General features: G+C 69.9%; 16 protein-coding genes and 1 pseudogene. 13 read left to right on the forward strand and 4 right to left on the reverse strand.

What is annotated here, in order from left to right:
* Positions 1–65 precede the first annotated feature (65 nt).
* The 8 genes from OGH68_RS22630 to OGH68_RS22665 all read left to right on the forward strand — a co-directional run bounded on the left by OGH68_RS22630 (position 66) and on the right by OGH68_RS22665 (position 8,097).
* A complete protein-coding gene (locus OGH68_RS22630; RefSeq protein WP_264246727.1) occupies positions 66–539 on the forward strand; it encodes a hypothetical protein in 474 nt (157 codons plus the stop codon).
* A 203-nt stretch (positions 540–742) separates the two neighbouring features.
* Positions 743–2,305 (forward strand): hypothetical protein, encoded by a 1,563-nt coding sequence (locus OGH68_RS22635; protein ID WP_264246729.1) that lies wholly within the window; start codon positions 743–745, stop codon positions 2,303–2,305.
* A 158-nt stretch (positions 2,306–2,463) separates the two neighbouring features.
* Positions 2,464–3,702, forward strand: coding sequence for a hypothetical protein (locus tag OGH68_RS22640; protein ID WP_264246730.1), 1,239 nt, complete (start codon positions 2,464–2,466; stop codon positions 3,700–3,702).
* Positions 3,703–3,819: 117 nt separating this feature from the next.
* A complete protein-coding gene (locus OGH68_RS22645) occupies positions 3,820–4,266 on the forward strand; it encodes a hypothetical protein (protein ID WP_264246731.1) in 447 nt (148 codons plus the stop codon).
* A 466-nt stretch (positions 4,267–4,732) separates the two neighbouring features.
* Positions 4,733–5,551 (forward strand): DUF3152 domain-containing protein, encoded by an 819-nt coding sequence (locus tag OGH68_RS22650; protein WP_319020234.1) that lies wholly within the window; start codon positions 4,733–4,735, stop codon positions 5,549–5,551.
* A gap of 155 nt (positions 5,552–5,706) precedes the next feature.
* Positions 5,707–6,186 (forward strand): hypothetical protein, encoded by a 480-nt coding sequence (locus OGH68_RS22655; RefSeq protein WP_264246733.1) that lies wholly within the window; start codon positions 5,707–5,709, stop codon positions 6,184–6,186.
* A gap of 141 nt (positions 6,187–6,327) precedes the next feature.
* Positions 6,328–7,047, forward strand: coding sequence for a hypothetical protein (locus OGH68_RS22660; protein WP_264246735.1), 720 nt, complete (start codon positions 6,328–6,330; stop codon positions 7,045–7,047).
* A 192-nt stretch (positions 7,048–7,239) separates the two neighbouring features.
* Positions 7,240–8,097 carry a carbonic anhydrase gene (locus OGH68_RS22665; protein WP_264246736.1) on the forward strand — a complete coding sequence of 286 codons (858 nt, stop codon included), beginning with the start codon at positions 7,240–7,242 and terminating at the stop codon, positions 8,095–8,097.
* 30 nt (positions 8,098–8,127) lie between these two features.
* Here OGH68_RS22665 and OGH68_RS22670 read toward each other — a convergent pair whose 3' ends face one another.
* Entirely contained in the window at positions 8,128–8,412 is a 285-nt protein-coding gene (locus OGH68_RS22670) for a DUF397 domain-containing protein (RefSeq protein ID WP_264246737.1), read from the reverse strand.
* Positions 8,393–9,247, reverse strand: coding sequence for a helix-turn-helix domain-containing protein (locus OGH68_RS22675; protein WP_264246738.1), 855 nt, complete (start codon positions 9,245–9,247; stop codon positions 8,393–8,395). The genes OGH68_RS22670 and OGH68_RS22675 overlap by 20 nt, the downstream gene beginning before the upstream one ends.
* 179 nt (positions 9,248–9,426) lie before the next feature.
* On the opposite strand from OGH68_RS22675, the gene OGH68_RS22680 reads away from it, so the two are divergent.
* Both OGH68_RS22680 and OGH68_RS22685 read left to right on the forward strand, forming a co-directional pair.
* Complete coding sequence (locus OGH68_RS22680; RefSeq protein ID WP_264246740.1) at positions 9,427–9,630, forward strand: hypothetical protein; 204 nt, start codon at positions 9,427–9,429, stop codon at positions 9,628–9,630.
* A pseudogene (locus tag OGH68_RS22685) lies at positions 9,630–9,959 on the forward strand (ATP-binding protein); the annotation flags it as partial. The gene OGH68_RS22680 and the pseudogene OGH68_RS22685, both read left to right, overlap by 1 nt.
* Before the next feature lie 33 nt (positions 9,960–9,992).
* Here OGH68_RS22685 and OGH68_RS22690 read toward each other — a convergent pair.
* Positions 9,993–10,718, reverse strand: a complete 726-nt coding sequence (locus OGH68_RS22690) for a hypothetical protein (RefSeq protein ID WP_264246743.1) — start codon at positions 10,716–10,718, stop codon at positions 9,993–9,995.
* Here OGH68_RS22690 and OGH68_RS22695 point away from each other — a divergent pair.
* The 3 genes from OGH68_RS22695 to OGH68_RS22705 all read left to right on the forward strand — a co-directional run bounded on the left by OGH68_RS22695 (position 10,708) and on the right by OGH68_RS22705 (position 12,959).
* On the forward strand, positions 10,708–11,043 hold the full coding sequence (locus OGH68_RS22695; protein ID WP_264246745.1) for a hypothetical protein: 336 nt from the start codon (positions 10,708–10,710) through the stop codon (positions 11,041–11,043). The genes OGH68_RS22690 and OGH68_RS22695 overlap by 11 nt on opposite strands.
* A gap of 118 nt (positions 11,044–11,161) precedes the next feature.
* Positions 11,162–12,046: a hypothetical protein gene (locus OGH68_RS22700; RefSeq protein ID WP_264246746.1), complete on the forward strand. Its 885-nt coding sequence runs from the start codon at positions 11,162–11,164 to the stop codon at positions 12,044–12,046.
* A 1-nt stretch (position 12,047) separates the two neighbouring features.
* Entirely contained in the window at positions 12,048–12,959 is a 912-nt protein-coding gene (locus tag OGH68_RS22705; RefSeq protein ID WP_264246748.1) for a hypothetical protein, read from the forward strand.
* 278 nt (positions 12,960–13,237) lie between these two features.
* Here the strand turns inward: OGH68_RS22705 and OGH68_RS22710 are convergent, their stop codons facing one another.
* A complete protein-coding gene (locus OGH68_RS22710; RefSeq protein ID WP_264246750.1) occupies positions 13,238–13,942 on the reverse strand; it encodes a hypothetical protein in 705 nt (234 codons plus the stop codon).
* Between the last annotated feature and the right edge of the window lie 90 nt (positions 13,943–14,032).

Below are 14,032 nucleotides of genomic sequence, written 5' to 3' on the forward strand. Positions count from 1 at the left end.
TGCGCCGGCAGGAAACCTGCCGGCGCAGGCACTCCTCGCAACAGTACGAAGGGTTCAGAGAAAGAATGTTTCTCCTTGAGTTCGATCGAGAATCGATGCGTGAGCCTTCGGAGAAGCAGGTCGCCGCACTGGCCACGGCCAGCGAGATGGACCTGCGCTACGCCTACTTCCAGGCCCGCGTGTCCCTGGCTGCGGATGGCTTCAAAACCGAGACGTTTCCAGTGCCGCTTCTCGACTTCACACACTGCACACTGCTGGCGGCGCGTTCTGTTGCGGGCGGAGAAAGCGGTCAAATCAGTTTTACCGAGAGCAGCATGCTGATCTACTTCACTCCGCAGGGTGCAGATGTGAAGGTGTTGCGTTCGTGGGATCCCGTTTCAGGTTCATGCGGCGCGGAAGAATTTCTGGAAGCAGCCTCCAGGTTCTCCACGGAAGTTCTGGATCATATAATTGATCGGTATCCGGAATTTCGACAGAATCCGTATTCTGAAGCAATAGGGCGCATGGTTCAGGGGATTACTGCCGCTCGCGGCAAGTAGGTTGTGCAAGGGTGCGGCTCCGGCAGCTTGTCTGCCGGAGCCGCACCCTTATGCGCGGTTGGGCGACGCGTTGTCGGCGACGGTGGCGTTCCTGGTGACATGCGTCGCGTTCTGTTGGACTCCTCGACACCTGGCGCGGTCGACCGCGCGGCGCATTCCCCAATCGGGGACATGATCGCGTCCGGTGCCGAGCCGCTGCACCGATGACCCGTTTCCAGTGGGACTACGACGTCCGTACCCACCCGAAGGGACTCGGCCTCGATTCCTTCACCTGGCAGCTGAACATCCCGCAGGACGGCACGTACGAGGTCTTCGTCCGGCACGGTGACGTGACCGGCGCGGCGACCGACGCCCCGTTCAAGATCACCCACGCGGGCGGCGAGGTCACCAAGCCCGTCGACCAGACCACCCGTTCCGGTGAGTGGGTCTCACTGGGCTCGTACTCCTTCACGGCGTCGGGCACCCAGAAGGTCACCCTGTCCGACCTGGCCGACGGCACGGTCGTCGCCGACGGCCTGAAGCTGGTCCGCTCCAACACGGGCGAGACCGACAACGAGAAGAAGGACTTCACCTACCGGTACGGAGTCAACGGTCCGCTGACCGAGGTCAAGGACCTGTCGCCGGGTGCGAAGACCGACACCTACTCGATGACCTACGACGAGCTCAACCAGCTCACCAAGGTCGAGGAGAAGCTCGGCACGACGGTCAAGAACACGACCGCCCTCGCCTACGACGTCAACGGCAACCCGGTGGAGACCACGCACGATGTGACGTGGTCGAAGTCCGAGTACGACATCCGCGACATGATCAACAAGATCACGAACGCGGACTCGCCGACGGCGGGCAACCAGCAGATCACCACGTTCACCTACACCGACCGCGGCCAGCCGCTGAAGCAGACGAAGCCGAACGGGAACACCGTCGACTACGCGTACTGGCTCAACGGCGCGGTCAAGTCGCAGGTGGAGAAGAAGAGCGGCGGCACGCTGGTCGCCTCGCACGACCTGGAGTACGACCCGAACGGGAACCGCTCCAAGGACACGGCGAAGGTGATGAACGCCGACAACACGGCGGACTACCTGGACACCGTCTCCGCGTTCACCTACGACCCGCAGGACCGCATCGCGCAGGTCACGAAGACCGGCGACGCGGCGGGCACGGAGACGTACGCGTACGACGGCAACTCGAACATCGTCGAGCAGACGGTGGGCTCGGTCACGTCCACGTCGACGTACGACCGCAACCGTCTGCTGAAGACGTCCGCGGGCGGTGTCGCCTCCACGTACAACTACGACCCGCTGGGCCGTCTGGACACGGTCTCGTCGAACGGGTCGGTGCAGGAGAAGTACTCGTACGACGGGTTCGACCGGATCGCCAAGCACACGGCCGGCACCGGAACGTCGGCCGTGTCGACGACGTACGAGTACGACGCGTTCGACCGCACGGTGCAGCAGGCCACGTCCGGGACGAGCGGGAAGACGACGCTCTTCACGTACCTGGGCATGGAGTCGAAGGTGCTGCGGGAGGAGGTCGCCGACAAGGCGACCAAGTCCTACCAGTACTCGCCGTGGGGTCAGAAGCTGACCCAGATCAAGCACAACGCCGATGCGACGAAGGAGTACTCGCAGTTCCTCTACCACCCCAAGGGTGACGTGGAGGCGATCACGAAGGACGAAGGCAACACCAGGGCGACGTACGGGTATTCGGCGTACGGCTCCGACGACGAGAAGCAGTTCACCGGCGTGGACAAGCATTTCCTGCGGTGACCAAGATGCCGTCGCACCCATCTGGGAGGCGGCAGTGCCTGCAGCGTGGCCCTGCTTGCGCTCGGGCTGCGGCTTTCGATCCGTCCGGAGTTCGCACTGCGACTCCTTCGGGAGGGGAACGAAAGGTGACACTCGCTGCTGTGCAGGTGCTTCGGAACATGACAGGTGTGCGGGTCCTCGTGGACGCGGTGGTGGTCGCGTCGGTCGCTTCGGCCCTCGTGATCGCGCCGCGTGCCCTGGCCCGTCGTCCCGGCACGGCCGGACCGGCGGCCCGTTCGGTGTCCCCGGCCGTGCTGCTGATGCTCGTGACGGGCCTTGTCTACGTCAACCAGGTGCTGTTCACCGTGTACGTGCTGCGCGTCCATGACGGGGACGCGTCGTTCATCGCGCGGTATCTGCCCGCCGGGTGGTTCGACCTGGCGACGGCGAATCCGGCTCTGCGCGGCCTGGCGGAGGTCTTCCCCGCGCCCGGCCTTCTCGCCCCCAGCGTGCTGCGTGTCCAGGCGTTCCTGGAACTCCCCTTCGTGCTCCTGGCGTTCGTGACCGTGGTGCGCCGGCTGGACGCCGACCTGTACCGGCGGATCGCCCGCTCGGCCCTGCTCCCGGCGGCGGCCGTGTCGTACACGGTCGTGTTCTGCCTGGTCGAGTGGGATCTGCGCAATCCGTACACCGTCGACGACGTGGTGATCCGCGCTGTGTCTGCGGTGGTCACTCCGTGGCTGATCGCCCGTGTGGCGGCGCGTGAAACGGCGACGACCCGGGTGACGGCCTCCGTGCCCGGCCTGCTGATGTTCATCGGCTGGCTGGGGGCGCTGGGCGGCCTGGTGCTCGTCGTGTACGACACCGCGCTGCTGTACAACCTGGGCCGGCTAAACGACCGCCTGCCGCTCGCCCTGGCGGCCGCGGCCGTCCTGGTCTGCCTGCACACGGCCGCCTCGCGTCTCCCGACGCGGACGGGGCCCCCGACACCGGCCCTGTCGTTCGTGGCGCACGCGCTGCGCCGCTGGCTGGTCCTGTTCTTCGTACCGGCCCTGGTGGTGCGCTACGGGCTGCTCTTCGGGACACCGCGACTGGCCCTGGCGGCGGGGGCGCTGACATCCGTCGTCGCATGCGTGCAGGCGGGCCGCGACGCCTTGGCCGAGGTGCCCGGCACGGGGGACGGGGCCGGGCCCCGGGTCCGCGCCGCCCTCCGGCTGGCCGCCTGGCTCGGGTGCGCGATCCTCGCCGCAGCGGCCGGCGCGGTCCCCGCCGTCCGGGTGACCCCTCGGTCGTACGAAGAGGTGGCCCTGCTGTCGGCCATGGCAGGGTTCCTCATCACCGGCGTTGCGGTCTGCGGACTCCTGGACACCTGGACCGGCCGTACGCGTCGTGGAACGCCCGGAACGAAATGTTCCTGAACTTTGCGTGACCAGAACGTGCCGTTGCCGCCGCGGGCCGGCGAATCACGGATCTGCTGACGGGTTCTGCCCCATCGGGCCGCTGGGGCTGTCAGTCATGAATGCCAGACTCGGCGCATGACGTTGTGCGACTACTTCTCCGCCGTCGACGACCGGACCGCTGCTGCGGTGGTCGAACGGCCCGGAGGACCGGCCGAGTCCGGGTTCGACGTGGTCCACCTCAAGAACATCGACCCGGTCGTCGCCATCGCTCAGCTCGAAGCGGTCCTGACGAACTGCACGTACGAGGAAGCCGGTCGCCGCCCGCGAGCCGGGCAGCTGCTGTCCTCCCCGCAGGACGAAGGCCCCTTCGTGTTCAGCCTGTCGGACACCCTGGTCGAGGCTCTCGCGCGAGCGACGCGAGCAGATTTCGTGCGCGCTGCCGAGCGGTGGTCCGCGACCGCTGAACCGGCGCAGTTGCGGCTCGACGAACGGGCGGCGCTGGGTGTCCTCGAGGCCCTGGCTGCCCTTGCCGGGCGCGCGCGGGCCGGTGGCCTGGGTGTGTATTGCTGGTGGGCTCTGTGAGCGGACCGACGGATTCGTCCCTCGCCTCAGGCCGGTCGGTGAGCTCCACGGCTTCTGTGCTCGCGCCAGTCCGGCGGTCTGTCTGGGGAGTCTTGAGGGACCGCACGCCCGGATAGAGGGTGATGCGTGGAATTGGTCGAATTGGTCCGCCGGTTTGACGGTCGCATGTATGTTCGTCTAATGCTTTTCCTGTTCAGATCAGGTGAGCAGTCCCGCTCCGGACCGCGAGGGATTCGTAGCCGGGGGCGCCGGGAGTGGACCCGGCCCGAGGCGAACCCGAACGAAGTCATCGGCCCGCCGCGCCGTACGTCGCCGCGCGGTGCCGCTCAGTCATGGAGGAAGGTCTGCCGTGGGTCGGCAAGCATCCCGTCGGCGTCGGCCGGCCCCGTCCGCCGGCGGCGGCCGGAGGCGTCGCACCCGTGCCCGTAGCCGCAGACGCTCCGGCGGCCAGGGTGCGGTGCGGGGGATGGCGATCGGCATATCCGTCTTCGCCGCGCTGGGCGGCGGCGTCGCCGTCGCGCACTGGCAGGAGACCCGCGCCGACTCGGCGGCCGACGGCGCCGTGGACGCCGCCGCCCCGCTGAGGGCCGATTCGGGCGGCGCGTCGCCGAGCAGCACCCCGAGTCCGTCCCTCAAGAGCAGCCCGTCCCCGAAGACCGGTCCGTCCGCGTCCCCGTCCCCGTCGGCGTCCCCGGACGCCGACAAGGTCATCGCCGTCCCCGCCACCGGCCCCGGTACGTTCACGACGGCCGGCACGGGCGGCTCGGCTGTCGGGAGCGGCAGCAAGGTGGTGCGCTACAAGGTGATGGTCGAGGACGGCATCGACATCGGAGCGAGCGACGCGGCGGCCGAGATCGCCGCCATCCTCGCCGACGAGCGGGGCTGGACCCGTGACGGTGTCCACTCGTTCCGGCGGGTGAGTTCGGGCACGTACGACCTCGCGGTGAAGATCGCGACGCCGGGAACGGTGGACCGGATCTGCGGGGCCGCCGGCCTGCGGACCCGGGGCGAGGTGAACTGCCGGGTCGGCGAGAACGTGGTGGTGAACCTCAAGCGCTGGGTGAAGGGCTCGCCCGAGTTCGACGGGCCGATCGGCGACTACCGGGCGCTGATCATCAACCACGAGGTCGGCCACGGCATCGGCCGGGGCCACGAGACCTGCCCCGGACCGGGAATGCCCGCCCCGGCGATGATGCAGCAGATCAAGGGCCTGAAGGGCTGCGTCGCCAACGCGTGGCCCTACGACCGGAACGGCGACTACCTCGGCGGCCCCGCGGTCCCGTGATCCGGCGGACCTACGCGTGACGGCTCGGTGGCCGTCTGGACGCAGGTGCCGAGCCCGTTCGTCCCGCCGCACGGCCCGTGAGCCGGGGCACGGCATTGTCAGTGCGTCTCCTTAGCCTGGGGGCGGATGCACCGACCAAGGGGGAGGGTGGCGCGATGGGTGCCAGCGGCTGGGACTACGTGACTCCGTACACGGGCAGCGTCGAGAAGTCGTTGGACGCACTCCACCGGCAGGTCTTCGAGGAGTTGTACGGCGACGACGACACGTTCGATTGTCTCGACGACCTGTGGGCGGCCGAGGAGTTCATGGGCGAGGAGGGCACGCACTCCATCCTCGACATCATGCGTGTCGTGCACTCCACCGCCGCCCCGTCTCCGAGCGACGTCGAGGACTACGGGACGCTGCGTCCGCTGGCGCACGACCGCCTGGCCCGCCACTTCGGCACCGACCGGCCCACACCCGCCCGGTTCCAGGAACTGCTCGACCTCGGCGCCACGGTCGGGCAGCGGCCCGAACCCGCGGAGACCTTGATCGACGAGTGCTGCATGCGGTGGACCGGCCTGTACGTCCTCCTGTACGCGGGCGACGAGCCGGAGCCGACCCACGTGGGCATCTTCGGGTTCTCGGGCGACTGACGCCGCGGGCGCCGTCCCGCGCGTCCTGTCGCCGCCGCCGTCGGGGTGCACGGCCCGATCTTGCTGCCTCTGAGCATGCGGGCTTCCTGTCCGGCCGGACCGGCGGGCGGCAAGCCGACAATGCCCTCGTAGAGTGACCCGGTGGTCGAGGACGAAGCCGGGAAGGCACAGGCGGTACGGCCCGCGTACATGGTCGAGGTCGGCACCGAGTCGCTGGACCGCCCGGCGCGGAACTCGGTGGGCGGCCGGCCGTTCCTCGACGACGGCCAGGAATGGCCGCGTTGTTTCTGCGGCGAGCGCATGGCGCTGTTCTTCCAGCTCGACGTACCTGCCGACGTCGAGCCCTTCGGCGGGGACCACCTGCTGGTCTTCCACTGCGGCGCGCACAACGAGGCGTCGGACCCGGTGATGGACGCGGTGATGGACGACGGCCGGCTCGTGGCCCGGTACTGGGAGGCTCCGCAGCCGCCCTGGCCGGGCACGTTCTGGCGTGTGCTGCTCCAGCGCGACGCCGTACGGCCCACGGCGGACGTCGAACCGGCGGTACGCGCCCTGCCACTGACCCTGCGGCCCTTCGTGGACACACCGGACCGGGAGCGCGGTGCCCAGGGCTTCAAGGTGGGCGGCGTCCCGTCCTGGGCCCAGTTCCCCGAGTACTACCGGTGCGCGTGCGGCACGGAGATGGCGTTCGTCTGCCAGGTGCCGGAGGGCTGGGAGTTCGACGTCCACCCCGGCCTTCCGGAACAGCCCTACAGCGCCGGCACCGACACCTACGGGCTGTTCCTAGGCAACGAGGTCTACCTCCTGGGCGGCCCGGCGCACTGCGATCCGGCGGCGGTCTGGCCGGTCAACCAGAACTGACCGTGGCGCGGGAGGACCGCGCCTGGCCGGTTGACAGATTCAGAACCTTTTTGTACGAACCCTTACCCTTGTTGGTTCTTGCTTGTCCATTGCTTGTCTCCGTGCTGGTCGAACAGGTCGAACAGTGGAGGTCGGCACCCAGCGGGTGGCCGAACCCGAAGATCAGACGACCTCCACGAGGTGGAAACAAGCATGTCCTCACGTGTCATACGCATGGCTGCGACAGCGGGAGTCACCGCTCTTACGATCTTCACGGCCACGTCCTGCTCAAGTGGAGACGGCGGGGCTGACGCGAAGGTGACACCGGCCGCGGTCGCATCGCCCCACTCGGACGGAAAGGGCGGGCAGGGCGAGAAGAAGGAAGGGGCCCACTGGGGTTACCAGGGAGCCGACGGCCCGGCGAACTGGGCGACCCTGGCAGAGGACTTCGAGGCGTGTGAGGCCGGGCGCGAGCAGTCCCCGATCGACCTCGACGACGACAAGGCGGTTCAGGCCCCGGTCGACAAGGCCGTCACGATCGACTACAGACCCGTCACGGCGGAGCTGGTGAACAACGGTCACACGATCCAGGCCAACGTCCCGGCGGGCAGCAGGATCGTCATCGACGGTACCTCCTACGAGCTCAAGCAGTTCCACTTCCACCTCCCCAGCGAGCACACGGAGGAGGGCGAGCACACCGCGATGGAGCTGCACTTCGTGCACGCGGACAAGAACGGCAAGCTCGCCGTCCTGGCCGTGCTGATGGACGAGAAGTCCGGCGCATCGGCCTTCGCCGACCTCTTCAAGAGGCTGCCGACCAAGGAGGGCGCCACGGCGAAGATCACCAAGGCTTTCGACCTGACCGCCTTCCTGCCCGGTGACCGGGACCAGTACCGGTACGAGGGGTCACTGACGACCCCGCCCTGCACCGAGGGCGTCAAGTGGACCGTCCTGAAGGACCCGGTCACGGTCGCCCCGGACGAGGTGGCCACGTACAAGGAGCTGTTCCCGAAGAGCAACCGGCCGACCCAGCCGCTGAACGACCGCAAGCTCACCGAGGTGGACAAGTAACCCCAGCCCCTGGCCCCGGCCGGAGAGTTCCTACGAGGTCGCCTTGAGGGACGCCACGAACGCGGTCCAGGCCGGGGCCGGGACGGTGAGGACCGGGCCGCTCGGGACCTTCGAGTCGCGGACGGGGACGACGCCGGGGTGGGCGTCGCACACCTCGACGCAGTTGCCGCCGTCGCCGTTGCTGTACGTGCTCTTGCGCCAGGCGGCCGCGCCGGGGAACGCCTCCGCGACCTCGACGCAGTCCCCGCCACTGCCGTTGCTGTAGCTGCTCTTGCGCCAGACGGCGGCGCTCAAGTCAATCCCGTTGCTTGCCATTTCGGTCATCCTCAGCCGCTTGCTCGATCAGGGCGAGGGACGCCTCCGGTGGCAGTGCGGCGGCCCTGAGCCGATCGTATGCCTTGCGGTACTGCTTCACGAGGGCCGGATCGTCGATGGTGTCCCCGCTGTACTGCGCCTCCGTGTAGACCAGGGGAGGAGCGTCGGGGAAGGTCATGACCATCGCCGTACCCAGCATGAGAGGGTGCGGTCCGCAGTTCCACGGAAGGATCTGGGGAAGGATCCGGTGGCGACGTGCCAGCGCCGCGATGCGCTCCAGCTGCTCGGCCGTCTGCTCCGGCGGGAGGATCGGCTGGCGCAGCAGCGACTCGGGCAGGATCGCCCAGTACTCCGGGGTCCTGTGGTTGTCCTCGAAGAGACGGGCCCGTGCCATCCGGGCGCTGACCTTCTCCTCCACCTCCTCGTCCGGCGCCAGCGGATGCGCCGAACGCACCACCGCCCGCGCGTAGGCGTCCGTCTGGAGCAGGCCCGGGATCAGGGTCGGGCACCACTCCTCGATGGTCTCCGCGTGCTTCTCCGCCTCCAGGACCCGCTCGAAGTAGCTTGCGTGGCCCCGCCGTTTCGCCCTCCGTACGTCCTCGCAGCGCCGCCGGAAGAAGCCGTCCGTGCCGAGCACCCGGTCCACGTGCTCGGCCAGCTCCGCCGGCATCCGGCGCGTGCCGCGTTCGATCTCGCTGAGGTGGCTGGGGCCGTAGAAGCTGCCCTCGACCAGCTGCTGGAGGGTGAGGCCCGCCTCCTCCCGTTTCCAACGCAACTCGCTGCCGTAGAAGGTCGGAACGCTCGCCGAGCCGTCGATGTCCTTGCGCTGCCCCATCGCCCACCGTCCCTGGTGCCGTGTACCGCCCGTTCCCCGGCGTTCCCCGGCCTCTACCAACCGCACCGCGCACACGTGCAGTTCAGGGCCGGGAGCCAGAACCTCTTTCACGCTACGCCGCCCGGCACCACGCTGTGAGCAGTTCGTCACACAGCGCACTGGAAGGTGTGAGCCCACCCATGTACGACCACTCCGAAGCCGACGACTGCACCGAGGAGCTGCGCGCCGTCCTCGCCGAGCACGGCATCACGCTCCCGTCCCTCCGCGTCGACCTGCCGACCTTCGCCGCCCGCTACCCGGCCCGGCCGCTGATCTCCCTCGGCAACTGCAACCTGCTGACCGCCCGGACGCTGATCGCCGCCCTCCGCAAGGGAGTCGCGTGATGAGCCGGCCGCCCCTGACGCTGGACCTGCTCGCGACCCCGGCCGCAGTGTCCGGCGTACGCCGCGCCCTGGGCGACCACGCCGCCGACGTCCAGCTGTGTGCGAGCGAGCTCGTCACCAACGTGATCCGCCACGTCGGCGAGGGTGCCCCCGTCACCGTCCGCGTGTCCTGCGACGGCGGCCGTACGCGACTGGAGGTCACCGACCCCGACCCGCGTGCCCTGCCCGTCCTGTGCGGGACGGCCACCGCCGACGACGAGTCGGGCCGGGGCCTCACTCTGCTCGACGCGCTGACCCTGCGGTGGGGCGTGACGCAGTGGCCCGGCGGCAAGACCGTCTGGTGCGAGCTGGCGGCGTGGCGGTCAGGGGGCCAGCGCGACGGACACCCGGGCCAGCCGGGCGGGTGGCAGGGCGAAACGGTTGGCGGGATTGCGGAAGGAATACTCGCCGTCGTTGACCCGGACCCCGTCGTCACGGGTGATCCAGGTCGCGGTTCCCGCCGGGCCCTGGCTCTCCAGGAGCGCGGCGGCGGCCGCTTCGGGGCCGTCGACGCCGACGAGGCTCCGTAGGGCGGAGGTCAGGCGCTCGACCGCGTCGTCGGGCACGTCGTCGTCGCCCTGCGCCGGCAGCAGGAGCAGCAGACGCGCGTCGGGGTCGGTGGTCGAACCGCCCGGGAGACCGTTGTCGACCGCCGTCACCAGTTCGGTCCAGGACAGGGCGGGGCCCATGAAGTGGCCGTCGTCCTGGGCGAGGTGTTCGGCCCGGTCCCAGTCGGGGTGGTGCACCAGGTAGTCGGTGCCCGGGTCGTCCTCGAAGGTGCGGAGGACGACGTGAAGGCGATGGCCTGCCGTCAGCGGGACGGTGAACGTCGGCCAGTCGGCACGCTTGTGCAGTGCGGCCTGGAACTCGCCGGCGGCGTCGTAGTCGGCGCCGAACAGCAACTCCTCCGCCTCCTCGCTGCTCTGCGCGCAGGAGTACAGGTGCCCGAGCCAGAACAGCCGCTCGTCGAGGAGTTCGGGACGGTGGGTGAGGGGACCGCCGTCGTAGCCGGGTATCCGGGTGGGGATCAGGTCCACGATGTTCGTCACGGGCGACATCATGCTGCTTCGACGCCCACTGGTTCGAGTGCTACGAGAGCGAGTTGCCGACGTGACGCCCCTGTGGTCCGAAGCAAAACTGGAGTATCCGATCGGAGCCGAGGTCCGGGGCACCGTCGAGAAGGCCGCTGCCTTCGGCATCTTCGTCTCCGTCGAAGGCGTGCGGTGTTACGGCGTCGTCGCGGACGTCGCCGGGATGCGCAAGCATGCGGCCGACGATTCGGTGGTGATCTGGCCCGGCGAGGGCGATCCGGTCACCGGTGTCGTGGTCGAGCACTCGGAGCACAACGAGCAGCTGAAGATCCACCTGACGTGACGTCCTCGGATCGACGTGCCGCCCTTGCCGGCGGGTCGCCGGGAATGTCCGCCGGGGTGATCAAGGGGCGGTGGCTGTTGTACAGTCCGCGCCCCGTCGTGACGTAAGGAAGAGGCCCATGCGAACTCGCCCCAGGCGCACCGCCGTGCTCGTAATCCCGTTCGCGCTCGTGCTGGCCGCGTGCGGCGGCGGGGCGGAGGAGCAGGACGGGGCGGGCAGCCCCGAGGTGGCGCCCTCCGCGCAGGCGCCCGAGGCGTCCGAGCAGGCCGCGCCGCCCGAGACCGCGGAGGACTTCCTGGACCTCGCCGAGAAGGCGATGGCCGAGGAGTCCGCCTGGTCCTTCTCCGTGAAGGGCGAGGAGGGGCTCACACACCAGGGGCAGAAGAGCGCCGCGACCTACGAGGGCACGGTGCGGCGCGCCGTCGGGCGGGCGGCGCTGCACACGCAGGGCGTCAGCACCAGCAGCAAGGGCAAGAAGAGGACCGAGGAGCTCTACCTCGTCGGCGAGGCGGGCTACCTGAAGGAGGGCACGGCGGACTGGAAGGCCGTGTCTCCGGCCGACCCCGAGATGCGCAACAAGGCCGACGACCCGATCGGGGTCGTCGAGGAGTTCCGGATCTACGCGCAGGCCGCCGGCGGAGACGTCGAGGTGACCGGGGCGGACGGCGGCGGCACGGTCGAGCTGCGCGTCACGAGTGGCGAGCAGAAGCTGAGCGCCGTCCAGCAGCGGGCCTGGGCCAAGAAGGCGAAGCGCGAGTTCGAGCCGACGGCCGAACAGCTCCGCGCGGCCGGCGTCCCGGTGGCGGACGGGCAGTTGACGCTCTCCGGCCTGGAGGAGGTGCTCGTCCTGGACGCCAAGACGTACCGGATCAAGAGCCACCGCTTCGAGTTCGGCTTCCTGATTCCGTACAGCGGCGGGGACATGACCTTCGAGCAGCAGGTCACCGAGGCGAACCAGGGCCCGTACGACGGGAAGATCGAGCTCCCGGCGGGCGTGCGCTGACGTGGAGATCGTTCCGCTCGCGGGGATGGCGGGCGCGGGTTTCGGGGAACCCCGCGCCTCGGTGCGGGGCGAGCGCGGCGCACCGGACTCCGCGTTCCGGCGGGGGGCCGAACCGCTGACGGACATGTACGCCGACGAGTCCTGCGTCTTCCTCGAGTACGACGACGCCGACTCTCTGCATGCGATCGAGATCGCCTCGCCCGGTCCGGTCACCCTGTACGGGATACGGCTGCTCGGGCGGCCCGAGGGCGAGGTCGTCGCCGAACTCCGTGAGGCCGGGCACGAGGTCGTGGCCGAGACGGAGGCGGGGAGTACCGGATGGTCGTTGCCGGCGCTCGGCGTCACGCTCGGTGGCACGGCTCAGGACACGGACGGGTTCGAGAGCGTGCGGCTTTGCGGTGTGGCCACGGGCCGGCACGCCTTCGAGTTCTTCGAGGCCTCCGAGGAGCCGGCGTATCCCCTGGACGGTCTGACGGTGGTCCCGCATCAGGCCGTCGGCCCGCTGCGGCTCGGCGCGGGTCGCGGCGAAATGCGCCGGTTGCTGGGGCCGGGCATCGGCTCCGTCCCGGAGTTCGGCGCTGTCTCGCAGGACACGTTCTTCTGCGGCGTGGTGCTCTCGTACGACGCGGCCGGGTCGGTTGTGCGGATCGCTCTCACGGGACGTACGTCCGTCGGGTACGCAGGTGTGCAGCTCCTGGGGCGCCCCCGGGGTGACGTGCGGGCGGAGGCGACGGGGCAGAGGCTGCGGGTCGTCGACCGGGAAGCGGAACTCGCCTTTCCCGACGCCGGTTTCAGCGTCCTGACCGCACGGGACGAGGACGGCCTGCCCACCTCGGCCGTCGTACTGGCGACGTCGACGTCGACGTCGACGTCGACGTCGACGCCGGCGCCGATGGCTGCAGGCCGACGGTGAAGACCACGGCACGGCCGGCTTCCGCGGCCCCGCGGTAGAAGTGCCCCGGACCGGCGTCCGATCGGTCCGGTGGAGGCGCGGGCGGCACCGCTCAGCCGTTCAGCCAGTCGCCGTCGAACGCTTCGCGCACGCGGTCGACGGCGTCCTCCGTGCGGCCCCGGCCCCGGATCCGGAGCCACTCGCCGCCTGCGTCGCCGACGAGCACGCCGTCGTGGAGCTACCAGCGCAGGGCGGGCTCGCCCGGCGGGGAGGCAGGGAACGGCAGGCGCGGATCGGCGTCAGAGGGGGAGGATCCAGAAGATGGTCTCCTTGTCGACTCCCAGGGGGTCGACGGTGACGTCCAGGAGGTCGGGGCCCGGCGGGACGTCGAAGACGACGTACGCCTCGAAGTGTCCGCCGGGCGGCAGGGCGCCGACCGGCTCGACGGCCAGGGCCGGGTCGTGGATCTCGACGGCCTCGGTGCCGCCCGCGTGGGCGGAGAAGCCGAAGATGGCCTCGTTGGTGGTGTCGCCGTAGTTGTCCACGGTGACGAGGAAGCGGTGGACGCGGGCGCCGTGTCCCGAACCCACGGTCGGGGTGTAGGGCTCGGCGGCGTGGAGGGTGACCTCCAGCCCGTTCGGATAGCGGTACATCTCGCTGGGGCCCATGAAGCTGGGGTCTCCTTCGAGGACGTCCTCGTCGCCGGCGGGGGACGGTGAGCCCCCGGCCGCCGGGCCGTCGCTCCCGCCACCGGAGCCGCCGGAGCCGCCCGAGCCGCCGGAGCCGCCGGAGCCGTCCGGCGAGGGGGACGGGCCGGCATCCGCCCCGCCGCCGTCCGCCCCACCGGCGCCACCGGTCTCGCCGCCGCCGCCTTCGCCGCCGCCGGTGCCTCTCGCGGGCGAGGAGGAAGCGGCCGACGGGGCGGCCGAGCCGGTCGCGTCCGGGGTGCCGGCCGGCTCCTCACAGGCGGCGAGGCCACCCACGGCCAGCACAGCCGCGACCACACCCGCCACTGCCCTCGGCCGACGGAGTCTTCGCTGTTCGGATCGCCTCAGGTTCATGTGACGCCCCCCTAATGCCGTCCCGCTGCGTCG

Origin of the sequence: Streptomyces peucetius, assembly GCF_025854275.1 — a bacterium.
Taxonomy (GTDB): Bacteria; Actinomycetota; Actinomycetes; order Streptomycetales; family Streptomycetaceae; genus Streptomyces; species Streptomyces peucetius_A.

Bases quoted from the DNA above. Each gene is read 5' to 3' on its own strand.
- OGH68_RS22630 (WP_264246727.1), top strand. From the start codon at position 66: ATGTTTCTCCTTGAGTTCGATCGAGAATCGATGCGTGAGCCTTCGGAG.
- OGH68_RS22635 (WP_264246729.1), top strand. From the start codon at position 743: ATGACCCGTTTCCAGTGGGACTACGACGTCCGTACCCACCCGAAGGGA.
- OGH68_RS22640 (WP_264246730.1), top strand. From the start codon at position 2,464: ATGACAGGTGTGCGGGTCCTCGTGGACGCGGTGGTGGTCGCGTCGGTC.
- OGH68_RS22645 (WP_264246731.1), top strand. From the start codon at position 3,820: ATGACGTTGTGCGACTACTTCTCCGCCGTCGACGACCGGACCGCTGCT.
- OGH68_RS22650 (WP_319020234.1), top strand. From the start codon at position 4,733: ATGGCGATCGGCATATCCGTCTTCGCCGCGCTGGGCGGCGGCGTCGCC.
- OGH68_RS22655 (WP_264246733.1), top strand. From the start codon at position 5,707: ATGGGTGCCAGCGGCTGGGACTACGTGACTCCGTACACGGGCAGCGTC.
- OGH68_RS22665 (WP_264246736.1), top strand. From the start codon at position 7,240: ATGTCCTCACGTGTCATACGCATGGCTGCGACAGCGGGAGTCACCGCT.
- OGH68_RS22670 (WP_264246737.1), bottom strand. From the start codon at position 8,412: ATGGCAAGCAACGGGATTGACTTGAGCGCCGCCGTCTGGCGCAAGAGC.
- OGH68_RS22675 (WP_264246738.1), bottom strand. From the start codon at position 9,247: ATGGGGCAGCGCAAGGACATCGACGGCTCGGCGAGCGTTCCGACCTTC.
- OGH68_RS22680 (WP_264246740.1), top strand. From the start codon at position 9,427: ATGTACGACCACTCCGAAGCCGACGACTGCACCGAGGAGCTGCGCGCC.
- OGH68_RS22695 (WP_264246745.1), top strand. From the start codon at position 10,708: ATGTTCGTCACGGGCGACATCATGCTGCTTCGACGCCCACTGGTTCGA.
- OGH68_RS22700 (WP_264246746.1), top strand. From the start codon at position 11,162: ATGCGAACTCGCCCCAGGCGCACCGCCGTGCTCGTAATCCCGTTCGCG.